This is a genomic window from Bradyrhizobium prioriisuperbiae (assembly GCF_032397745.1).
GTDB classification, from domain to species: Bacteria; Pseudomonadota; Alphaproteobacteria; order Rhizobiales; family Xanthobacteraceae; genus Bradyrhizobium_A; species Bradyrhizobium_A prioriisuperbiae.
Map to the genome: position 1 here is coordinate 5,157,106 of NZ_CP135921.1, position 20,873 is coordinate 5,177,978.

Annotated in this window: 20 protein-coding genes; 11 read left to right on the plus strand and 9 right to left on the minus strand. The window is 65.6% G+C overall.

Features of this window, described 5'->3' with window-relative positions; genetic code table 11:
- Positions 1 to 60 precede the first annotated feature (60 nt).
- The 8 genes from RS897_RS24405 to RS897_RS24440 all read left to right on the plus strand — a co-directional run bounded on the left by RS897_RS24405 (position 61) and on the right by RS897_RS24440 (position 6,293).
- Complete coding sequence (locus RS897_RS24405) at positions 61 to 570, plus strand: (2Fe-2S)-binding protein (RefSeq protein WP_315831284.1); 510 nt, start codon at positions 61 to 63, stop codon at positions 568 to 570.
- On the plus strand, positions 567 to 1,553 hold the full coding sequence (locus tag RS897_RS24410) for an FAD binding domain-containing protein (RefSeq protein WP_315831285.1): 987 nt from the start codon (positions 567 to 569) through the stop codon (positions 1,551 to 1,553). The genes RS897_RS24405 and RS897_RS24410 overlap by 4 nt, the downstream gene beginning before the upstream one ends.
- A gap of 41 nt (positions 1,554 to 1,594) precedes the next feature.
- Positions 1,595 to 3,868, plus strand: a complete 2,274-nt coding sequence (locus tag RS897_RS24415) for a xanthine dehydrogenase family protein molybdopterin-binding subunit (RefSeq protein ID WP_407654563.1) — start codon at positions 1,595 to 1,597, stop codon at positions 3,866 to 3,868.
- A 104-nt stretch (positions 3,869 to 3,972) separates the two neighbouring features.
- A complete protein-coding gene (locus RS897_RS24420; protein ID WP_315831287.1) occupies positions 3,973 to 4,314 on the plus strand; it encodes an ArsR/SmtB family transcription factor in 342 nt (113 codons plus the stop codon).
- A 3-nt stretch (positions 4,315 to 4,317) separates the two neighbouring features.
- Positions 4,318 to 4,824: an SRPBCC family protein gene (locus tag RS897_RS24425; protein ID WP_315831288.1), complete on the plus strand. Its 507-nt coding sequence runs from the start codon at positions 4,318 to 4,320 to the stop codon at positions 4,822 to 4,824.
- Complete coding sequence (locus tag RS897_RS24430; protein ID WP_315831289.1) at positions 4,824 to 5,444, plus strand: dihydrofolate reductase family protein; 621 nt, start codon at positions 4,824 to 4,826, stop codon at positions 5,442 to 5,444. Before RS897_RS24425 ends, RS897_RS24430 begins: the two co-directional genes overlap by 1 nt.
- Positions 5,445 to 5,512: 68 nt before the next feature.
- Positions 5,513 to 5,971, plus strand: coding sequence for an SRPBCC family protein (locus tag RS897_RS24435; RefSeq protein WP_315831290.1), 459 nt, complete (start codon positions 5,513 to 5,515; stop codon positions 5,969 to 5,971).
- Complete coding sequence (locus tag RS897_RS24440; protein WP_315831291.1) at positions 5,961 to 6,293, plus strand: ArsR/SmtB family transcription factor; 333 nt, start codon at positions 5,961 to 5,963, stop codon at positions 6,291 to 6,293. Before RS897_RS24435 ends, RS897_RS24440 begins: the two co-directional genes overlap by 11 nt.
- Positions 6,294 to 6,502: 209 nt before the next feature.
- Here RS897_RS24440 and RS897_RS24445 read toward each other — a convergent pair whose 3' ends face one another.
- The 7 genes from RS897_RS24445 to RS897_RS24475 form a co-directional block, all read right to left on the minus strand.
- Complete coding sequence (locus tag RS897_RS24445; protein WP_315831292.1) at positions 6,503 to 7,546, minus strand: ABC transporter ATP-binding protein; 1,044 nt, start codon at positions 7,544 to 7,546, stop codon at positions 6,503 to 6,505.
- The gene (locus RS897_RS24450) at positions 7,543 to 8,541 is read right to left on the minus strand and encodes an ABC transporter ATP-binding protein (RefSeq protein WP_315831293.1); all 999 of its coding nucleotides are present in this window, start codon (positions 8,539 to 8,541) and stop codon (positions 7,543 to 7,545) included. Before RS897_RS24450 ends, RS897_RS24445 begins: the two co-directional genes overlap by 4 nt.
- The gene (locus tag RS897_RS24455; RefSeq protein ID WP_315831294.1) at positions 8,541 to 9,446 is read right to left on the minus strand and encodes an ABC transporter permease; all 906 of its coding nucleotides are present in this window, start codon (positions 9,444 to 9,446) and stop codon (positions 8,541 to 8,543) included. The genes RS897_RS24450 and RS897_RS24455 overlap by 1 nt, the downstream gene beginning before the upstream one ends.
- Entirely contained in the window at positions 9,443 to 10,423 is a 981-nt protein-coding gene (locus tag RS897_RS24460; RefSeq protein ID WP_315831295.1) for an ABC transporter permease, read from the minus strand. The genes RS897_RS24455 and RS897_RS24460 overlap by 4 nt, the downstream gene beginning before the upstream one ends.
- Positions 10,424 to 10,448: 25 nt before the next feature.
- Positions 10,449 to 12,041 carry an ABC transporter substrate-binding protein gene (locus RS897_RS24465; protein ID WP_315831296.1) on the minus strand — a complete coding sequence of 531 codons (1,593 nt, stop codon included), beginning with the start codon at positions 12,039 to 12,041 and terminating at the stop codon, positions 10,449 to 10,451.
- An 83-nt stretch (positions 12,042 to 12,124) separates the two neighbouring features.
- Positions 12,125 to 13,084 carry a CobW family GTP-binding protein gene (locus RS897_RS24470; protein WP_315831297.1) on the minus strand — a complete coding sequence of 320 codons (960 nt, stop codon included), beginning with the start codon at positions 13,082 to 13,084 and terminating at the stop codon, positions 12,125 to 12,127.
- On the minus strand, positions 13,081 to 14,724 hold the full coding sequence (locus RS897_RS24475) for an amidohydrolase (RefSeq protein WP_315831298.1): 1,644 nt from the start codon (positions 14,722 to 14,724) through the stop codon (positions 13,081 to 13,083). Before RS897_RS24475 ends, RS897_RS24470 begins: the two co-directional genes overlap by 4 nt.
- Before the next feature lie 200 nt (positions 14,725 to 14,924).
- On the opposite strand from RS897_RS24475, the gene pdxR reads away from it, so the two are divergent.
- Entirely contained in the window at positions 14,925 to 16,466 is a 1,542-nt protein-coding gene (gene pdxR, locus RS897_RS24480; RefSeq protein WP_315831299.1) for a MocR-like pyridoxine biosynthesis transcription factor PdxR, read from the plus strand.
- Positions 16,467 to 16,478: 12 nt separating this feature from the next.
- Here the strand turns inward: pdxR and RS897_RS24485 are convergent, their stop codons facing one another.
- Together RS897_RS24485 and RS897_RS24490 are read right to left on the minus strand one after the other, a co-directional pair.
- On the minus strand, positions 16,479 to 17,267 hold the full coding sequence (locus tag RS897_RS24485) for a sulfite exporter TauE/SafE family protein (protein ID WP_315831300.1): 789 nt from the start codon (positions 17,265 to 17,267) through the stop codon (positions 16,479 to 16,481).
- Between the two features lie 12 nt (positions 17,268 to 17,279).
- Positions 17,280 to 18,791, minus strand: a complete 1,512-nt coding sequence (locus tag RS897_RS24490) for an aldehyde dehydrogenase family protein (RefSeq protein ID WP_315831301.1) — start codon at positions 18,789 to 18,791, stop codon at positions 17,280 to 17,282.
- 215 nt (positions 18,792 to 19,006) lie between these two features.
- Here RS897_RS24490 and RS897_RS24495 point away from each other — a divergent pair, with 215 nt between their 5' ends.
- Both RS897_RS24495 and RS897_RS24500 read left to right on the plus strand, forming a co-directional pair.
- On the plus strand, positions 19,007 to 19,429 hold the full coding sequence (locus RS897_RS24495) for a nuclear transport factor 2 family protein (protein ID WP_315831302.1): 423 nt from the start codon (positions 19,007 to 19,009) through the stop codon (positions 19,427 to 19,429).
- Entirely contained in the window at positions 19,426 to 20,820 is a 1,395-nt protein-coding gene (locus RS897_RS24500) for an NAD(P)/FAD-dependent oxidoreductase (protein WP_315831303.1), read from the plus strand. The genes RS897_RS24495 and RS897_RS24500 overlap by 4 nt, the downstream gene beginning before the upstream one ends.
- Positions 20,821 to 20,873: the final 53 nt, after the last annotated feature.

The following is a 20,873-nucleotide window of genomic DNA, read 5'->3' on the forward strand; positions in this document are numbered from 1 at the left end:
GTACTATCCTAATTTCGTATCGGTCCCAGGTTTCGTGGCCATCCGAAAGCGGAGGTGTCGATGGCAATCGTCATCAATGGAGCGGAATATCCGTTGCCCGATGACCCCCGGGTCTCGCTGCTCGATCTGCTGCGGGAGCGGCTCGGTCTGACCGGGACCAAGCTCGGCTGCAATCAAGGCGGTTGCGGGGCGTGCACGGTCATCGTCGATGGCGCACGGGTGCTGTCGTGTCTGACACTGGCGGTTCAGGCTGATGGGCGGGAAGTGCGGACCATCGAAGGCCTTGCGGCGGAGAATGGCGGTCTTCATCCGCTGCAGCAGGCCTTCATCGATCACGAAGGATTCCAGTGCGGCTACTGCACGCCTGGCCAGATCTGCTCGGCCGTCGCGATGGTCGCGGAGTTGCGCCGGGGAGACCCCAGTTACGTGACGGTCGATCTGGCCGAAGGCCTGAAGGAGCCGACGCGGCAGGAACTGCGCGAACGCATGAGCGGCAATCTCTGCCGATGCGGCGCCCACAACGGCATCGTCGATGCGATCGAAGAGATGCTGATCGGAGGAACGGCATGAGGCCCTTTGAATATCGGCTCACGGCAGACCGGACCGAAGCGCTGTCCATCGCCGGCATGGAGCGGGCGCGTTATCTCGGCGGCGGCACCAACCTGGTCGACCTGATGCGGCAGAACATCGAGGCGCCTGCCGTGCTGGTCGACGTGTCTCGTTTGCCGGGCAGCATCGAGACCACGCCGAACGGCGGCCTGTTGATCGGCGCAGCCGTCCGCAACAGCATCGTCGCCGCGCATCCCGTGGTGCGGACGCGTTATCCGGTGTTGTCGCGGGCCCTGCTGGCGGGGGCCTCGGCGCAGATCCGCAACATGGCGACCGTCGGAGGCAACATCCTCCAGAGGACGCGCTGCGCCTATTTCTACGATGCCGCCGGATCTCGCTGCAACAAGCGCGCGCCTGGCGCGGGCTGCGATGCGGTGGATGGTTTCAACCGTTATCACGCCATATTCGGTGCGTCGGAACACTGCATCGCGACGCATCCGTCTGACATGTGCGTGGCGCTCGCCGCGCTCGATGCCATCGTGCATCTCGCCGGCCCGGAAGGCGAACGCCGCGTTCCGCTGCTCGCGTTTCACCGATTGCCCGGCGACCATCCGGAGATCGAGACGGTGCTGCGGCCGGGTGAGCTGATCACCGCGATCGAACTCGCCCCGAGTGCTACTGCTTCGAATTCAAACTACCGCAAAGTCCGCGATCGTTCGAGCTACGCCTTCGCGCTGGTTTCGGTCGCCGCCGGGCTCGATGTGGTTGCGGGAAGGATCGCGGACGTGCGGATCGCTTTGGGCGGCGTCGCGGCGAAGCCGTGGCGCGCGGTGCAGGCCGAGCAGGTTCTGCGTGGCCAGGCACCGACAAAAGAGCGTTTCCTCCAGGCGGCTGAGGCGGAACTCGCAGCCGCGAAAGCTTTCGAGGGCAATGCCTTCAAGATCGAGCTTGCGAAACGGACGATCGCCGCCGTGCTCGGCGAACTCGCGGGAGTGGACGCATGAGCAAGCTTCAGAACGCGATTGTGGGTAGTGTGCGTACCGCGATGGGTTATGTCCCCAGCAGCTGGCTGCCGGGCGCCACACCGGACCCGCTGATCGACAAGCGCGTCTCCCTCGGTACGCAGCAGACCCGGATCGACGGTCCCGAAAAGGTGCGGGGCGCCGCACGATTTGCCGCCGAAGTGCCGATGGAGAGGCTGCTCTATGCGGTTTGCGTCCATTCGACGATCGCGCGCGGCACGATCACCGACCTCGATGTCTCCGCCGCGGAGGCCGCGCCGGGAGTTGCGCTTGTGATGACATATCGCAACGCGCCGAAATTGATGGTGCCGCCGCCGGTCGGCCTGACCAACCTCAAGGCTGCCGGCAACAACCTCCTGCCGGTGATGCAGGACCCGGAGATTCGCTGGAACGGGCAGGCGATCGCGCTCGTGCTCGCCGAAACTCAGGAACAAGCCGAGCACGCCGCGTCGCTGGTGGCCGTGCGTTATGAAACGGCGGCCGCGCGCACGCGGTTCGATCAGGCGAAAGCCGATGCCCGCACGCCCGACTCGCTCATGATCGAGAAGAACCGATTGAAGAAGGGCGACGTGGAGGCCGCGTTCCGGACGGCGGCGCGTACTGTCGATGCGGTCTACCGCACGCCCTGGCACAGTCACAATCCGATCGAGCCTCATGCCTCGACGATCGTCTGGGAAGGTGACCGGCTGATCGTCCACGATGCGACGCAAATGCTGAACGGCACGGCCGGGTCGCTCGCCAAGGTCTTCGGCATCAAGGAATCGCAGGTCTATGTCAGTTCGCCTTTCGTCGGCGGAGGCTTCGGCGGCAAGGGGCTATGGGATCACCAGATTCTGGGCGCGGCGGCGGCCCGGCTCGTCGGCCGACCGGTTCGGATGACGCTGTCGCGCGCCGGCATGCATCGCCTGGTCGGGAGCCGCTCCCAGACCGAGCAGCGCGTCGCGCTCGCCGCGGGCGCGGACGGAAAGCTCAAGGGCCTCCTTCACCACGGCTTCTCGGTGAAACCCCGGCACAGCGCTTGCGACGAGGCCTTCACCTTGACGAGCCGTACGGTCTACGCCTCGGAAAGCTTCGATGTCGTCCAGCACATCGTTGATCTGGATGTGTTGGCCAACACATTCATGCGCGCGCCCGGCGAGGCGGTCGGCACCTTCGCAGTCGAATGCGCCATGGACGAACTCGCGCACGAGCTCGCCATGGATCCCGTCGAACTGCGGCGCCGCAACGCGCCGGATCGGGATCCAGTCTCCGGCGCACCGCATTCCCAGAGCGCCATGATGCAGGCCTACGATCAGGGTGCGGAGCGGTTCGGCTGGAGCCGTCGGTCGGCCGTGCCGCGATCCCGCCGCGAGGGCGAATGGCTCGTCGGTTTGGGCTGCGCGACCGGCTCCTTTCCCTACGCCCGGATGCCCGGCATGACCGCTCGCATCACCATCGACGCAAGCGGTCAAGCGATGGTCTCGAGCGCCGCGCACGAGATGGGCATGGGGACGGCAACCGTGCAGCGGCAGCACGCCGCGGATCGTCTCGGCTTGCCGCTGGAGCGCGTCACCGTCAGGATCGGCGATACCAGTCTGCCCTTCGGCAGCTTTGCCGGAGGGTCTTCGCAGACCGCGTCGCTTGGCGCGGCGATCAATGCAGCCAGCGCGAAGCTGGCCACTGAGCTGCTGCGCCTGGCCGGCAACGACACGCCTCTTGCGGGCCTGAGGTCGGGCGAGGTCGAACTCGCCGATGGTGGCCTGCGGAAGATCGGCGAACCGTCCCGCCACGAAAGCTTCGTTTCGATCCTCAAGCGCGCGGCGCGCAACGAGGTCAGCGCGCTCGGCGAAAGCGGTGCGCCCCTCGAAATGCTCAAATTCTCGATGCACAGTAGATCGGCGATCTTTTGCGAACTTCGCGTCAGCGACGTAACTGGCGAGGTCCGCGTGGATCGCCTTGTCGGGAGTTTCGATTGCGGTCGCATTCTCAATCCCAAAACCGCTTCGAGCCAATTCCGCGGCGGAATGATCATGGGAATTGGCATGGCGCTGACCGAGGAGACGCTGTTCGACGAGCGCACCGGGCGGATCGTAAGCGCCTCGATCACGGACTATCATGTCCCGGTGCACCTCGACGTGCCGGAGATCGAGGTTCTGTGGACCGACATTCCGGATCCCCGAACCCCGATGGGCGCACGCGGAATTGGCGAGATTGGCATCACCGGCGTTGCGGCCGCGATCGCCAATGCGGTGTTCAACGCCACCGGAAAGCGGGTCCGCGACCTGCCGCTGACGCCGGACAAGCTTCTGCTCGCCTGAGCGTTCGTACGCCTGTCGCTTAGGGCGTTTTCCAGCGAAGTGGATATCGGTTCGCGTCAACATTTTTGGCTTTACATATACCGATATCGGCATATGTTGGCGCCATGGCACGAGCAGCGACGACATCGGACGTTTTCAATGCGATCGCCGAGCCGCAGCGCCGGGAGATCCTGGCACTGCTGCGGGCGGGTGAGCGGCCGGTGACCGACTTGGCCGAGCAACTGGGGATGACTCAGCCGGGGGCGTCCAAACATCTGCGGGTGCTCCGGGAAGTCGGGCTGGTGCGGGATCGCAAGGCCGGCAAGCAGCGCCTGTACGGCCTTGATGCTCGCAAGCTGCGCGCGGTCCACGAATGGACAGGCGGGTTCGAGAAATTCTGGAACGAGAGATTCGACCGGCTGGACGCGTATGTGCAGGGCCTCAAGCAGGCAAGGAAGGGGAAGTGATCGATGGCAGCGACAGGACGCGATGCGCCGATGCAGTCAGGGACAGCCGACCGCGAGATCGTGATCTCGCGGGTCATCGATGCCCCGCGGGATCTGGTGTTCGAGGTGTTCACCGAAGTCCGGCACCTGTCGCAGTGGTGGGGACCGGAGGGCTTCACCACCACCACCCGGGCGTTCGAGTTCCGCGTCGGCGGGGAGTGGGTCTTTGTGATGCACGGACCGGAGGGGACGGACTACCAGGAGTGGATCTCCTGGACCGAGATCGTCCCGCCGGAGCGGATCGCGCTGCTTCACGGTGAGTCCCGCGGCGACCCGAACGCCTTCGAGTCGGTCTTGACGTTCGCACCCGATGGTGTGGCGACCCGGATCGAGATGCGCACGGTATTCCCCACCAAGGAATTGCGCGACGAGGTGGTCGAGAAGTACCGCGCGATCGAGGGCGGCCAGCAGACCCTGAGCAAGCTCGCGGCCTATGTCGCCGGGATCGCTCAAAGGGGGGCCGAGAGCTGATGGCCGGAAAGGTGTTCTTCAGCGTGTCGGTGTCGCTGGACGGTTTCATTGCGCCTGCGTCCCTTGATGACTTGATGGGGCCGCAGTGGATGGAACTGCACCAGTGGATTTTCCCGCAGCGGTTCTTTCGGGAGAACCTCAAGCTCGGCGAGGGCGGCGAGGAGGGGCGCGACAACGACATTTTGCGGGAGACGTTCGCGCGCACCGGTGCGAGCGTGATGGGCAAGCGCATGTTCGACGCCGGCGAGCGGGCATGGCCGGAGGAGGCGCCGTTCCACACGTCGGTGTTCGTCGTGACGCACGAGAAGCGGGCTCCCTGGGAACGGCCGGGCGGGACCACCTTCCACTTCGTCAACGACGGCATCGAAGCCGCGCTCGACCGGGCCCGCGAGGCTGCCGGCAACTGCGACGTCCGCATCGCGGGTGGCGGCGCAACGATTCTGGCGTACGTGAACGCCAGCCTGATCGACGAGTTCTCGATCGCGCTCTCACCCGTGCTGTTCGGCTCCGGAATCCGCCTGTTCGAGGGCGTGGACGCGGGACGTGTGGCTCTGGAGCCGATCCGCGCGGAGCCGACGCAGCGGGTGACTCATCTGACATACGTGGTCCGGAGGCGATAAAAGAGCAACAAAAAGGTTGCGCTTCGTCCAGGCAATCTTTATATCAATGTGCAATCAGGAGGTTGCGCATGAGTGAGACCGATCGCATTGAAAAATCCATCGAACTGAAGGCCCCGGTGTCGCGCGTCTGGCGCGCGCTGACCAATCACGAGGAATTCGGCGCCTGGTTCCGCGTCAAGCTCGACGGGCCATTCGTGCTGGGGCAGGTGTCCACTGGCCACATCACCTATCCTGGATATGAACACCTCAAATGGACCGCCGTCGTGAAAACGATGGAGCCGGAGCGGCTGTTCTCGTTCACCTGGCATCCATATGCGGTCGATCCGGACAAGGATTACTCGCAGGAGACGCCGACGCTGGTCACCTTCACGCTGGAGAGAATCCCGAGTGGGACATTGCTGCGCGTGGTCGAATCTGGCTTCGACAAGATTCCGGCCGGCCGCCGCGCCGAGGCGTTCCGCATGAACGACGGCGGTTGGGCCGAGCAGATCAAGAACATCGCGGAGTATCTGGCACGTGACGCGTAGCGCAGCGGCGCTCAAGACCAGTGCCTCGGTATTCGCGGCGCTGGGCGACGAAACGCGGCTGTCGGTGCTGGGCCGGCTCAGCACCGGCACGCCGCAGTCGATCTCGCGCCTGACCGAAGGCACCCGGCTGTCGCGCCAGGCGGTGACCAAGCATCTGCGCGTGCTGGAAACGGTGGGCGTGGTGCGCAGCATCCGCGCCGGGCGCGAAAACCTGTTTGCGCTCGAGCCGAAGCCGCTCGATGAGGCGCGCAAGTACCTCGACGAGGTGTCGCGGCAGTGGGATGATGCGCTGGGACGGCTGAAGGCGTTTGTGGAGGATTAGGACTTGCGCCCGGCTCATCACCTATTGCGGCGGCCCGAAGCTGGATACGCGGGTCAAGCCCGCGTATGACGATGGTGGGGGACGAAGCGCATCGTCATATAATGCGTCGTTGCCGGGCTCGACCCGATAGGCGCTAAGAATCATCATTCGTGCGCCGAAGCGATACGCTTCAATTCGCAGCGCCCATGGGGCCTGAACCGGCATGCAAACTAATTGGTCGGTGCTGTAAATTCCGGCGCTGCCATCTCTCCAACACGCCGGCAGGCGACATAATGATCGCTGTCGACCACTTGGAGATGCGGCAACACCTCGCGGCATTGATCTACGACGAACGGACAGCGCTGCGCGAAACGGCAGCCCGGTGGCGGATCGACCGGGGACGGCGGATCACCCCTGACGAGGTAGCGCTGTTTCAGCGCGTCGCGTAGCGGCCCCGGCGGGGCCGCGGCCGCAACCAGTGACCACGTATAGGGATGGCGGGGCGCGGTAAACAGCGTGGATGCGGGCGCCTGCTCGACGATTTTGCCGAGATACATCACCGCGATCTCGTCGCAGAACTGCTGGATCACGCCGAGATCGTGGGAAATGAAGATGTAGGTGAGCCCGCGCTCGCGCTGCAGCTTCTTTAAGAGATTGAGGATCTGCGCCTGGATCGCGACGTCGAGCGCCGAGACCGCCTCGTCGCAGACGATAAGGTCTGGCTCCGGCGCGAGCGCGCGGGCGATGCACAGCCGCTGGCGCTGACCGCCGGAGAACTGGTGCGGAAACAGTGCAGCGGCCTGCGGCGGCAGGCCGACCTCCGCGAACAGCTTGCTCACCCTTTGATCGCGTTCGCTGCGCGATCCGATCTGCAGGAGGTCAAGCGGTTCGCGCACCTGATCACCGGCCCGCCGTCGCGGGTCGAGCGCCGAGAACGGATCCTGAAACACGATCTGCAGATGCCGCCGCACACGCCGCAGCGGCTCGCCCGCGAGCGGCATGATGTTCTCGCCGCGGAACACGATCTGGCCCGATGTCGCGGGCACGAGGCGCAGGACTGCCTGCGCGGTGGTGGATTTTCCCGATCCGCTCTCGCCGACGATGCCGAAGGTGGTGCCGCGCCGGACCCGGAAGCTGACGCCATCCACCGCATGGACATGGGATGGTCGGGCGAACGCGGTTTTGCGGCCTGCCGGAAAATGAACGACGAGATCGTTCACATCCAGCAGGACGGAAGAGGGATCGTTCGGCGCAGGGTGGCTGATGGCGTTCATGCCGCGATCTCCGCCTGCCGCCAGCACGAAACCGCGTGGTCGGGCCCGGTCTTGTCGAGCGGTGGTTGCGGGTGCGACCGGCAGATCTCGGTGGCGCGCGCGCAACGCGGCAGGAACGCGCAGTCCGCCCCGCGGGCGCCAAGCGGTGGCACCATGCCGGGGATTTCTCCAAGATCGATCCAGTGTTCAGCTTTGTGCCGGCCGAGCGTGAGATGCGGAACACAGGCCAGGAGGCCGCGGGTGTAGGGATGCCGGGGCCGCGCGGTTATGGTGTCGGCCGGGCCGGTTTCGATGCAGCGCCCGGCATAAAGCACGGAGACGTCATCGGCGAGTTCGGCGACGGCGCCGAGGTCGTGGGTGATCAGTACGATCGCCGTGTCGGTGTCCTCCTGCAGCCGCGCCAGCAGGTCGAAGATCTGGGCCTGAACCGTCACGTCGAGGGCCGTGGTCGGCTCATCGGCGATCAAAAGCCTGGGCTTGCAGGCGAGCGCCATCGCGATCATGACACGCTGGCGCATGCCGCCCGAGAGTTGGTGGGGGTAGGCATGGATGCGTTGTTCGGCCGCCGGAACTTGCACCGCTTTCAGGAACGCGAGCGCCTGTTCGAAGGCGTCGGCGCGGCCGAGGTTGCGATGCAGGCGCAACACCTCGGCGATCTGGTCGCCAACCGTGTACAGTGGATTGAGCGCCGTCATCGGCTCCTGGAAGATCATCGACATCGCGTTGCCGCGCAGGCTGCGCAAACGCTTGAGCGGCGCGGCGAGCACGTCCTCGCCGTCGAGCCAGACCTGGCCGCCCGTGACGACGAAATCCTCCGGCAGCAGCCGCATGATGGCGAGCGCCGTCATGCTCTTGCCGCATCCGGATTCACCGACCAGCGCCATCGTCCGGCCCTGATGCACCGCGAAGGACAAGTTCTCCAGCACCGGCACCAGCTCTCCCGTGCCGCTTCTCATCCCGACGCTCAGATCATCGACGCGCAGCACCGGATTCATCATGTCCTCCGTCGCAGCCGTGGGTTGACCGCATCGTTGACGCCGTCGCCCACCAGGCTGACCGACAGCACCGCAAGAAAGATTGCTGCGCCGGGGAACATCACGGTCCACCAGGCGTCGAGCATATAATTGCGGTTCTGTCCGAGCATCAGGCCCCAGCTCATGGTGTTGGGATCGCCGAGCCCGAGAAAACTCAGGCCGCCCTCGAACAGGATGGCGACGCCGATGGCGAGCGTCGCCGACACGATGATCGGCGGCAGTGCATTCGGCAGCACCACCCGCAGGATCAGGTGCGCGTTGCCGGCGCCGGCAGCGCGTGAGGCCTTGATGAAGTCGAGATTGCGCAGCCGCATGAATTCGGCCCGGGTCAGCCGTGCGGCGGCGGTCCAGCTCACCGCACCGATCGCAAGCGTGATGGTCGTGAGTTTCGCCCCGAACAGCGTCACCAGCACCATCGCGAACAGCAGCGGCGGCAGGATCTGGAAGAACTCGGTGATCTTCACCAGCACGGTATCGACGGCGCCACCGAAGAAGCCGCTCAGCGCCCCGACGGTGACGCCGATGGCGATGGTGATCAGCGCGGCCACCGCGCCGACCGTCAGCGTCGCGCGGCCGCCATAGATCAGGCCCGCCAGCACGTCCCGGCCGAGATAATCCGTTCCGAGCCATGCATCGGCGGATGGCGGGTCGAACGGCGCGCCGGCGATATCAAGCGGATCGATGGAATAAACCATCGGTCCGAACACGGTACCGAGGACCAGTACGAGCAGCAGCACCGCGCCGATGATCCCCGACGGGCTGCGGCAGAACTGCCTCAGTGCCGCCATGGCAGGCGAGGCGGCCGGCCGCACGGGAAGGGTGACCGCGGGCGTCGGCACGGCGGACGTGGTTTCAATCGCGCTCATCTTGCCCCCGTGCGAATGCGCGGATCGATCAGCCGGTACATCATGTCGGTAACGATGTTGGCGATCATCACCATCATCGCGGAGAAGAACAGCACGGCCATCAGGGTCGGATAATCCCGCCGCAGGATGGAATCGAACACCAGGCGGCCCATTCCGGGCCAGCTGAACACCGTTTCCACCAGCACGGCGCCGGCGAACAGGTTGCCGAACTGCAGGCCGACGATGGTCACGATCGGGATCAGCGCATTGCGCAACGCGTGCTTGACGACCACGATCCATTCCGGAAGGCCCTTGGCGCGGGCGGTGCGGATGTAGTCCGCCGACAGCACGTCGATCATGTTGACGCGTGCCAGCCGGCTGTACTGGGCGATGAACACCAGCGCCAGGGTCAGCGACGGCAGGATGAGGTGGTGCAGCACGTCGAGCAGATAGGCGAAGCCGGTTCTCGGATGAACCACGTCGGCCATGCCGGTCACCGGCAGGATCGGCCAGACCGAGCCGAACAACAGCAGCAGCATCAGCCCGGTCCAGAAAATCGGCGCGGCATATCCCGCCAGCGACAGCACGGTGACGCCATGACTGAGCACGCCGTTGGGGCGGCGGGCACTGACGACGCCCAGCGCCGTGCCGATCAGGACCGCCATCACCAGCGCCGATATCGCCAGATACAGCGTCGCCGGCAGCCGCTGCGCGATCAGATGCAGCACCGGCTCGTTGAAGTAATAGGAGTAGCCGAAGTCTCCGGTCGCGACCTTGCCGAGATAGGTGAAAAGCTGCTCCATCAGGGTGTGGTCGAGACCGTATTTCTCGCGCAGCGCCGCGATCACCTCCGCCGATGCGCCCCCCATCTCGCCGGCGATCACCTGCACCGGATCGCCCGGCGCGAGGTGGATCAGGCAGAAGTTCAGCACCAGCACCGCGCCCAGCAGGGCGACGGCGTTGGCCAGTTGACGGATCATATGCACGGCGAGGGTCATGACGCTGCCTTGTGGTGTCGCGGCCTCAGGTCTTCGGCGGCGTTTCCCAATACAACTCGTCGAGCGGCGACATCATGCCCCAGATCGTTGTCGGCAGGTTCCCCAGGCCCTTGCTGAAGGCGTTGTAGTAAGGGGTCGCATTGACGAAGAAGATCGGCACATCCGACACCACGATTTTCTGGAACTCGGCGTACAGCGCCTTGCGCTTGTCGGGCGAGGTCTCCCGCGCGGCCGCGGCCAGCAATTCGTCGACCTTGGGGTTGCTGTACTGTTGGGTATTGGACCAGATGATGCCCTTGCGGATGTTGGAGGAAAGATAAGTGCGATCGACCCCGATCACCGGATCGCCCCAGTTGAACACATTGTCCATGGTCAGGTCGAAGTCGTAGTTGGAGACGCGCTGTGCCCAGGTCGGGAAGTCTGGAGCGGCGCGAACTTCGAGACTGATGCCCGCACGCTTCAACTGCGAGCGCAGGTATTCGGCGATATTGCGCTGCTGCTCGTCGAAGCCCGGAAGATAGTCGATGGTCAGGGAGAAGCGCGTGCCGTCCGCCTGCTTTGGATAGCCTGCGGCATCGAGCAGGGCTTGCGCCTTGGCGAGATCGAATTTGTAGGTCTCGACGCTCTTCTCCTCGAGCGGCGATCCCGGAGCGATCGGTCCGGTGGCTGGCGTTGCCTTGCCGCCCATCAGCTTGCTGACGATGAAATCGCGGTTGGCGGTGTAGGCGATGGCCTGGCGCACGCGCACATCGTCGAGCGGTTTCTTCCTGGTGTTGAAGGCGAGCCAGTTCAGCGGACCGATGCCGGCGAAGCCCTTGTCGGTGACGGTGAGGTTCGCGGCCTTCTGCAGCCGCTCGATATCGCGGACACCGGCCGCGTAGGGCAGGATATTGGCATCGCCACGCTCCATCGACACGATCGCGGCGTTCGGATCGGAGATCAGGCGGACCACGATCCTGTCGAGTTTCGGGCGGCCCGGGATGAAGAACCTGTCGAATTTTTCCAGCGTGTAGTATTCGCCCTGCTTGTATTCGGTCAGCTTGAAGGGGCCGGAACCGATCGGCTTGAGATTGGCCGGATGGGTCTTCAGGTCCTGGCCGTCGCCATAGATATGCTTCGGCAGGATCGGCATCAGCGCCGGCGACATCGCGAGCAACAGCGCCGGGTGCGGATGCGACAGCCGGATCACCGCGGTAAACGGGTCGGGCGTTTCGACCTTGTCGACTGCCGCGAGCATGCTCTGGAACGGGTGGTTGGCCTTGATTGCCATGATCGAGAACGCGACGTCCTCCGATGTCACCGGATGGCCGTCATGGAACACCGCATTCTTGACCAGCTTCAGCGTCACCGACAGCCCGTCGGGCGCAACCTCCCATGACTCCGCGAGATAGGGCTTCGGAGTCCAGTTGTCGTCGTAGCGCAGTGGGCTCGCGAAGATCTGCGAACTCGGCACCGCCGTTGCGATGCCCGATTGCACCGCGCCGTTGAAATGGCGCGGAACCTGGGTCGATGCGATCACGACCGTTCCGCCCGCGGATTGGGCGCGCAGCAGGCCGGGAGCGGCGAGCGAGAGGAGGCACCCGAGAGCGCCTGCAAGAATGGATCGCTTCAACGACATGGATGATACCCTGTTGTGAATGATGTTGCGGATGAACCGGCGTTTCTGGGCCGCCGTTGACGATATGAAAGCCGGAGCGCCGATCATCGTGGTGCGACCGGTGGCGCAAGCGCGCCGTCGAGGATGCTGTCGAGTTGGTCCGCCGACGGCAGGTCGCGGGTGCCGACACCAACCAGAACGATGCCCGGCGTACTTGCGGCTGGTTCGGTGGCGGGCGACAGCGACCACGTCTTGTCGACCATCTGGAAGACGGCGGCCGAGCTTTCGTCTGCCAGCCGGCACGATCCCTTGAGGCGCAGGAGTTGCGGCGGGAGTTGCGCCACGGCCGTGGCAAGACGGCGGCGATCGAACGCACCGTTGCGCCGGTAGGCCCAGCGTCGGAAGTCAACGTCATGGTTCGGTGCGTCAGCGTCGGCCGCGTCCGCGCGAAAGCCGGTGCCCGGGAGCGCGACCGCGAGCGACGTGAGCAGGGGCATCGCGTCGCGCGAGGTGACGAGGATCGGAATGCCCGGGCGAATCGCGGTCACCGTCTGCCGGGCGGTGTCGAGGCCGACGGTGTCGACCAGATCGCTTTTGTTCAGCAGGACCACGTCGCAGCGCGCGAACTGGTTGCGGACGGTGTCGCCGACGCGGACGTCGGCCACAAGCTGCGTGATGCGCGCGGCATCCGCGACCACGATCACCCGGCTCAGGCGCAGCGACGACTCGACCAGCGCGATTTCGGCAATGCGCCAGGGATCGCCGACGCCACTCGCCTCGATCACGATGTGATCGAATGCCGTGGTTTCATCGAGCAGGCGGCCGAGGGTTTCAATGAAGCCGCCGCCGATGCTGCAGCAGACGCAGCCATTGGTGAGCGTCATCGTGGTGCCGTCGTGGCGCGCGATCAGCGTGGCGTCGATGTTGATTTCACCGAAGTCATTGACCAGTACCGCGGTGCGCGCGGTGCCGGAGGCCAACAGATGATTGAGGAACGTGGTCTTGCCGGCGCCGAGGAAGCCGCCGATCACCGTGACTGGAATGGCCGCAGGCGATCCGCTCATGCGCGCGGTGCCTGCTTGACGCGGCCGCCGATCACGGTGCCCCAGACCGCAATGTCCTTCAGTTTTTCAGGGGCAACGGTGAAAGGATCCTTTTCGAGGACTGCGAAATCGGCGAACTTGCCGGCTTCGATGCTGCCGACGGCGTGATCGAGCTTGAGCGTGTAGGCGGCGCCGATCGTCACTGCCGCGAGCGCCTGTTCGACGCTCAGCGCTTCGGTCGCGCGGCCGAGCAGCCGCCCGCCGGAGGAGGTCCGGTTGACCGCGCACCACGCGGTGAACAGCGGGCCGAGCGGCGTCACCGGCGCGTCGGAATGGATGGCATAGGGAACGCCGATGCGCTGCGCGGTGCCGGTGGCATCGAGCCGATGGGCGCGCTCCGGCCCCATGGTGAGCTCGTAATGGGCGTCGCCCCAATAGTAGAGATGATTGGCGAACAGGTTGACGCAGACCCCGAGCGCCTTCATCCGGCGGAATAGCGCCGCATCGGCCATCTGGCAGTGCTGCAGGGTGTGGCGGTGGTCCGGCCGCGGCATTGTGGTCTGCGCGGCCTCGATGGCGTCGAGCGCCAGTTCGGTGGCTTCGTCGCCATTGGTGTGGATGTGAAGCTGGATGCCGGCACGGTGATAGGCGTCGACGAGGCGCGGCAATTCCTCGGGCGCGATGTACCACAGGCCGTTGGGCGCGCCGTTGTGATAGCCCGGCCAGCGCAGCCGCGCGGTAAATCCCTGGATCGATCCGTCGACCACCAGCTTGACGATGCCGTAGTGCAGCTTGTCGTTGTTGCCTTCGCGCAGCGATGCGATCTTGGCGATCCCCTGCTCCGGGGCATGCGAGGCCGACGACAGCGCCGGCACCAGCCGAACGCCGAAATCATCGTGCGAGGTCGCGGAGCGGTAGAGTTCGATCGTCTGCTCGCTCAGGTCGTTGTGCAGGTCGGTGATCGTGGTGACGCCCTGAACGCAGGCGGAGGCGGCGTAGCGGGCGATGTCGGCGGCCGCCATATTGCCGGACAGGGGGTTGCCGAGCACGCGGAACACCTTGAAGCGCGCGGCGATGCCCTGCAACTCGCCGCTGGCAAGCCCGTCGCTGCCCGCGACCACGCCGGAAATGTCGGTGGCGCGCAACAGTTCGGTGCGCTCCAGCACCAGCGTATTGACGTTGATGATATGGAAGCTCGCGTGGATGACCATGATCGGACGCGTGGTCGACACCTCATCGAGCTGTTGCCGGGTCAGCATCCGTCCGCCGATATGCAAGGGATCGAAGCCCCATGCGAACAGTGTCGCATTCGGGTCCGTCATCTGCGCCTCGGCCGCCTTGAGCCGCGCGATGATGGCGTCGATGTCGCGAACGCCGGGCACCAGCCGTCCCTCCGGCGAGCGGCGGTCGCCGGCGCCGACATAGGGCTGCGACCACACGATGCCTTCCATGATGTGGCTGTGGCCTTCGACGAAGCCGGGCAGCAGGATCTTGTCGCTGAAGCGATCGTCGATCGCGGCTTTGAGGCTGCTGGAGAGCTCCTCGGTCGACCCGACCGCGACGATGCGGCCGTCACGAACAGCGACGCCGGTCGCCGTCGGACGCGACGGGTTCATCGTGACGATGTGGCGGGCGGCGAAGACGACGGTGTCCTGGCTCACGCTCTCTCTCCCAAACTCGATGCAGGGAGCCTGAAGCGTCGGCTGGTCTCATGCCAGCGCCAGATGGCATGCACGAATGGAGCCAGCGACGTGCGCGCAGCGCACTGCGGCGGTCCCCGCCATGGCGTGGTTTTTGCTTGACATCGGGCCGCGGGACGACGTCCGATGACGGGCTTCGGCGGAGCAGGGCCTTAATTTGTATGGGAAAATCTGCGGAATTGAGACACACGGACGTGACCGGGACGCTGCCGTCGGCCGGAGGCGCCGACGTGCTGTTCTGGGGATCGCTGTTCCACAGTCTCGATCGCGGCGGCTCTTTCCTGCAATTGCAGATCCGGCAGATGATCGTGACGGCGATCGAGGATGGGCGGTTGCCTCTGGGTATCCGCATGCCGTCCAGCCGTGACCTGGCGTCGGTGCTCAAGGTCTCCCGCAACACCATTGTCATCGCCTATGAGCAGCTGGTTGATCAGAACTTTCTGGTGTCGCGCGAGCGCAGCGGCTATTTCGTCGCGGGCCTGCCGAAGCATATCGGCGCCGCGACGCGCGAGGGGGTTGTTGCGCCGTCTGACGCGGATGAACGCTGGGCGGGCCGGTTTGCCCTGAAGCCATCAGCCACCCGCAACATCGTCAAGCCGCTCGACTGGCAGGCCTATCCCTATCCCTTCATTTTCGGGCAGTTCGATCCGAGCCTGTTCCCGACCAACGACTGGCGGGAAAGCGCGCGCGCGGCCCTCAGCGTGCCGGAAATCAACAATTGGGCGCGGGACCTGATCGACGGCGACGATCCGGCGCTGATCGAACAGCTCCAGCTTCAGGTGCTGCCCCGCCGCGGCATCCGTGCCCGGTCCGACGAGATCATGATGACGATCGGCGCGCAGCATGCGCTCTATTTGATCGCCAAGCTGTTCATCAGCCCGGCCACGAGGGTCGGGATCGAGGAGCCGGGATATCCGGACGCCCGCAACATTTTCGGCATGCTGACGTCGAATGTGGTGCCGTTGCGTACCGACGGCGACGGACTTGTGCCGGACGATGCGTTGGAGAGCTGTTCGCTGGCCTATGTGACCGCGAGCCATCAGTGTCCCACGGCCGTGGTGATGCCGCTGGCGCGGCGGCAGCAGCTTTTGCAGGCGGCGCGGGCCCGCGACATCGTCCTGATCGAGGACGACTACGAGGGCGAGCTGATGCCGGAGGGGCCTGAGCTGCCGCCGCTGATGAGCCTCGACCGCAGCCGCAACGTGCTTTATGTCGGCAGCCTCTCCAAGGCGCTCGCACCGGGACTGCGGCTCGGATACGTGGTCGCGCCGGCGCCGGTCATCAAGGAGCTGCGCGCGCTGCGACGCCTGATGCTGCGTCATCCGCCGCTCAACAACCAGCGTGTAGCCGCTTTGTTCATCGGCCTTGGTCATTACCGCACGCACCTCCAGCAGGTGGCGCGTGTGCTGCTCGAACGAGCCCGCATCCTCGACCGGTTGTTGCCGGAGCATCTGCCGGACTGCACCTGGTCGCGCGGCGCGGGCAGCACACATTACTGGTTGTCATGCCGGCCCGGCACCGACACGACGAAACTTGCCGAGAGGGCGCGGGCGGAAGGCGTCGTGATCGAGCCGGGAGACGTGTTTTCGATGGACGAGAACGCCAGCCGCCATTGTTTCCGGCTCGGCTTCTCCTCGATCCGTACCGACCGGATCGAGCCCGGGATCCGGCAATTGGGGCAGGTCATCGCGCGGACCCGGTGAAGGACGTAGACGTCACATCAGATCGCTGAAACCCTTGATCGCGCTGCCGAGCGCGATGATGCCGAGGCTTGCGACGGATACCTGGCGATGCAGCGCATCGCTGCCGCGGTGAAACGCGTAGGCCCCGATCCGGGTGCCGATCAGCATCACCGGTAGCCCGATCACGGACAGCCACAGCACGCGGCGGTCGAGCAGCCCGACCGCCGCCACGCTGGCCATGGCGGGTATCGATGTCGCGAGAAAGAACACCAGCAGCGACGCGCGCGCCGCGACCCGGCCGAACGGGCCGGACATGTAAAAGACCACGGCAGGCGGTCCCGGCATCGCCGCGAGGCCGTTGAACAGGCCCGCGATCAGGCCGACGATGGTGGTGGCGAGGCGTGGCGGAACCGCGGCCAGTGCGAACCCTCTGCCGAGCATCAGCACGGCGCCCGCGGTGATCGTCGCGATCACGATGCGCGCCATCGGCGCCGGCACGACGCTGAGCACCAGCGCGCCGACTGGCGAGCCAATCACCGCGCCGACAATCAGCCAGCGTAGCGATGGCCAGTGACACGCCCGCGACGCGGCGCGCAAGTCGATCAGGCCGGCGAGCAGCTGCAGGCCGACCGCGACCGGGACGGCCTGCGACGGCGCCATGAACAGGCCGAGCAGGGGCACCGCGGCCAGCGAGAAGCCGAAGCCGGTGAAGCCGCGCAGCAGCGCGGCCGCGAAGACCGCGGCCAGTGTGCTGCCGACGGCCTGGGGCGTCAGCGACTGGGTGGCGAGGAGGTCGCGGAGCGCCGCGATCAGGTCATGCATGTCGCTTTCCGGTCATCGCATGTCGATGACGACGGTCTTCTTTCGTGTGAAATGCTCCAGCATCGCTTCGAGCGAGGCCTCCTTGCCAAGGCCGGATTTCTTGAAGCCGCCGTAGCTGAGGTTCGGCTGGATGGTCAGGTTCTGGTTCACCTGCACGTAACCGGCGTCGAGGTGCCGGGTGGCTTTCAGTGCTGTGCGCAGGTCGCGGGTCCAGACGGTGGCGGCAAGGCCGAAGTCGCTGTCGTTGGCACGCGCCATCACGTCATCTTCATCCTCCCAGGACTGGATGCAGACGATGGGGCCAAAGATTTCCTCGCGCATCAGCGGGCTGGCGTCGGGCAGGCCGGTGATGATGGTGGGCTGCAGGAACAGGCCGTCCTTGAGATGTGCGGCAGAGGGCAGCGTGCCGGCCCGCAGTACCGTCGCACCCGGCGTTCGTTCGCCTTCGGCGATATAAGCCTCAATTTTCGCTTTCTGCCGTTGCGATACCACAGTGCCGATATCGGTCGCCTCGTCCAGTGGATCGCCGATCTTCAGTGTCGCCACTGCATCGCGCAGGTTCGAGACGAACGCGTCGAAGCATCGCGCGTGAACGTAGATACGGCTCGCTGCCGTGCAGCTCTGGCCCTGACGGGTGAAGCGCATGCCGGCCACCGCGCCAGCCACGGCCTGCGCGAGCTCGGCGTCGGGATAGATGATCATCGGGCTCTTGCCGCCGAGTTCGAGGCTGACCGGAATGATCTTGCGTGCCGCGGCCTGATAGATGGCCTCGCCCACCGCCTGCGAGCCCGTAAAAGTCACTTTGGCGACGCGCGGATGCTCGACGAGCGGCATGCCGCAGTCGCGGCCGGTGCCGCAGATCACGTTGAGCACGCCGGCTGGCAGCACATCGGCCATCAGCCGGGCGGCTTCGATGGTCGCGAACGGGGCTTCTTCCGAAGCCTTCACCACCACCGTGTTGCCGGCCACCAGCGCAGGCGCGATTTTCAGCATCATCAGAACCAGCGGCACATTCCACGGCAGGATCGCGGCGACGACGCCGAGTGGCTCGCGTGTCGTGAAGCTCAAGACCGAGGGATGGAACGGCAGCGTCTCGCCCTTCAGCTCGGAGGCGAGGCCGGCATAGAGGGTGAGAATATCGACCGCGGTCGCAATCTCGCCACGGCACTCGGTGCGTAGCGCCTTGCCGCTTTCCAGCGCCAGCACGTTCGCGATGATCTCGGAGGCGGCGGCGATCCGCCGCGCGGCCTCGGCGACGAGCCGCCCGCGCTCGCGGGCCGGTGTCTCCGCCCAGCCAGGGTAGGCCTTGTCGGCCGCATCGACCGCAAGCGCGACATCCTCGGATGTGCCGGCAGGCGCAGAAGCGATCACCTGCGCGGTGGCCGGATCGAGCACGTCCAGGGTGAGGTCGAGGGCGGGGCGCACGAGCGCGTCGCCGATCAGGTGGCGGCCGGCGAGGCGGGTGAGCAGCTGCGGTACGGCCGAGGCCGAAGCCGGATTGATACGGGTTGCGACATTGATCATGGCGCCACCTTGGCGATGTTCGCCATCGCGCGAAGGTCCAGTGGCCACCAAGCCGTTGGGCCAGTTCGAACCGTCTTGACGTCGTTCTGGCCACAGACATCGCGGCATCTGGTTCTAAAGCTGGGCCGGGATGCCGTGCATCGTCGCGATGAAACCGGTGCCCATCGTCGTTCATTCGCAACGGATGTCGCGCCGTTGACAGGATGGAACTGGATATGTCTGACCTCGATGCGCTTCGGCTTGCCCGTCTTGAACAATTGTTTGCGGCCTTCAATCGCCATGACGGCGACGGCGTGATGGCCTGCATGACCGACGATATCGTGTTCGACGCTGCTGCGGGACCTGAGATGTTCGGCCGCCGGATGACGGGGACCGCGGACGTTCGCGCCGCGTTCGTGCGCACCTGGACCGATATGCCGGACGTCAGCTGGCAATGCACGAGGCATGCCGTGTTCGGCGACCGTGGACTGTCGGAATGGATTTTTCGCGCGACCACGAAGGATGGCAGCGGGATCGAGGCCGAAGGCTGCGACCTGTTCGTGTTCCGCGGTGACAGGATCCGCACCAAGAGCGCGTTCCGCAAGGACCGGCCGCTGCAGCCCGCCATGGCGGCGTCGAAGGAGACGATCGCCCGATGAACGTTCAGTCCAAGTTCGCGTCCGCCGCCGCCTACGACCCACACTACGACCCGCTGGTATCCGACGGTCCCGGTCGGAATCGCGAATACGCGCCGACCTACTGGCTGGCGACGGCGGGCGAACCGCCGCAGGATGACGGGCCAATCACGCAGGACGTCGATGCGGATGTGGTCATCGTCGGCTCCGGTTATACCGGGCTTGCCTGCGCGATCTTTCTCGCCCGCGAGTTCGGCATCAAGGCCACCGTGCTGGAGGCCAATCGCGTCGCCTGGGGATGCAGCACGCGCAACGGTGGCCAGGGGCAGAATGCGGCCGGCCGCCTGTCCCGCTCGCAATGGATTGCGCGCTGGGGCCGCGATGTGGCGCTGCGGCTGCATGCGGAGGTGCAGGACGGTTTCGAGACGTTTGAGGATTTGATCCGCGGCGGGCCGATCGATTGCGAGCCGCAACGGGGCGGGCACCTCTATATTGCCCACCGTCGCCGGAACCTCGAGAAGATCGCCGCCGAATCGAGGGTGCTCAACGATGTTTTCGGCTACGCCACCCGCGTCATCTCGCCCGAAGAGCTGCGCCGTGATTTCGTCAACGAAGCAGAGGCCGTCGGCGCGGTGCACGAACCTCTCGGCACGGGGGTGCATCCGGCCAAGCTCGCGTTCAGCTATCAGCGGATGGCACACGCGCTCGGCGCGCGTATCCATACGGCCAGTCCGGTTCAGCAGATAGAAGAGCGCAATGGCATCTTCCACCTGCGTACGCCCGGTGGCACCGTGCGCGCACGCGCCGTGGGCATCGCGACCGGCGCCTACACGGCTCCGGGCCTGACACCGTTGTTGCGCGGCCGGTGCATGCCGATCCTGTCCAATTCGATCGTCACCCGGCCGCTGACGGCGGCCGAACTGGACGCGACGGGATTCCGCACCACCCAGGTGATCACGGATACCCGCACCCTGCGCTTCTACTATCGTCGGCTTCCCGATAACCGGGTGCAGATCGGCAGCCGCAGCGCGATCACCGGCGCCGACGCCACCGATGAACGGCACCTGCAATTGCTCATCGACGGCCTGCACCGCAAGTTCCCGGCGCTCACCGGCATCGGGATCGATTATTCGTGGTGGGGTTGGGTCGATGTCAGTCACGACATGATGCCGCGCATCTTCCGGCCCGAACCGAATCAGAATCTCGTCTACGCGCTAGGCTATGGCGGCAACGGCGTGTCGTATTCGGCGCAGGCCGGCCGCCGCATGGCGCAGATGATCGCGGGGCAGACGTTCAAGGGTCAGGACTTGCCGATCTTCGTCTCGCCGCTGCCGGGACATCCGTTCGCACCGTTTCGGCGCATCGGCCAGCGTATGCTGTATCGCTGGTATCAGATGCGCGACGAAGCGGCTTGAAGCGAAGCCATTGTCCTGGCCGGGCTTGTCCTGGCCATACTCTGCGCCGCTGC

Coding starts and splice junctions, on each gene's coding strand:
- RS897_RS24455 (WP_315831294.1), bottom strand. CDS start 9,446: ATGAGCGCGATTGAAACCACGTCCGCCGTGCCGACGCCCGCGGTCACC.
- RS897_RS24435 (WP_315831290.1), top strand. CDS start 5,513: ATGAGTGAGACCGATCGCATTGAAAAATCCATCGAACTGAAGGCCCCG.
- RS897_RS24490 (WP_315831301.1), bottom strand. CDS start 18,791: ATGATCAATGTCGCAACCCGTATCAATCCGGCTTCGGCCTCGGCCGTA.
- RS897_RS24500 (WP_315831303.1), top strand. CDS start 19,426: ATGAACGTTCAGTCCAAGTTCGCGTCCGCCGCCGCCTACGACCCACAC.
- pdxR (WP_315831299.1), top strand. CDS start 14,925: ATGGGAAAATCTGCGGAATTGAGACACACGGACGTGACCGGGACGCTG.
- RS897_RS24485 (WP_315831300.1), bottom strand. CDS start 17,267: ATGCATGACCTGATCGCGGCGCTCCGCGACCTCCTCGCCACCCAGTCG.
- RS897_RS24405 (WP_315831284.1), top strand. CDS start 61: ATGGCAATCGTCATCAATGGAGCGGAATATCCGTTGCCCGATGACCCC.
- RS897_RS24415 (WP_407654563.1), top strand. CDS start 1,595: ATGGGTTATGTCCCCAGCAGCTGGCTGCCGGGCGCCACACCGGACCCG.
- RS897_RS24425 (WP_315831288.1), top strand. CDS start 4,318: ATGGCAGCGACAGGACGCGATGCGCCGATGCAGTCAGGGACAGCCGAC.
- RS897_RS24430 (WP_315831289.1), top strand. CDS start 4,824: ATGGCCGGAAAGGTGTTCTTCAGCGTGTCGGTGTCGCTGGACGGTTTC.
- RS897_RS24450 (WP_315831293.1), bottom strand. CDS start 8,541: ATGAATCCGGTGCTGCGCGTCGATGATCTGAGCGTCGGGATGAGAAGC.
- RS897_RS24445 (WP_315831292.1), bottom strand. CDS start 7,546: ATGAACGCCATCAGCCACCCTGCGCCGAACGATCCCTCTTCCGTCCTG.
- RS897_RS24410 (WP_315831285.1), top strand. CDS start 567: ATGAGGCCCTTTGAATATCGGCTCACGGCAGACCGGACCGAAGCGCTG.
- RS897_RS24470 (WP_315831297.1), bottom strand. CDS start 13,084: ATGAGCGGATCGCCTGCGGCCATTCCAGTCACGGTGATCGGCGGCTTC.
- RS897_RS24495 (WP_315831302.1), top strand. CDS start 19,007: ATGTCTGACCTCGATGCGCTTCGGCTTGCCCGTCTTGAACAATTGTTT.
- RS897_RS24460 (WP_315831295.1), bottom strand. CDS start 10,423: ATGACCCTCGCCGTGCATATGATCCGTCAACTGGCCAACGCCGTCGCC.
- RS897_RS24420 (WP_315831287.1), top strand. CDS start 3,973: ATGGCACGAGCAGCGACGACATCGGACGTTTTCAATGCGATCGCCGAG.
- RS897_RS24465 (WP_315831296.1), bottom strand. CDS start 12,041: ATGTCGTTGAAGCGATCCATTCTTGCAGGCGCTCTCGGGTGCCTCCTC.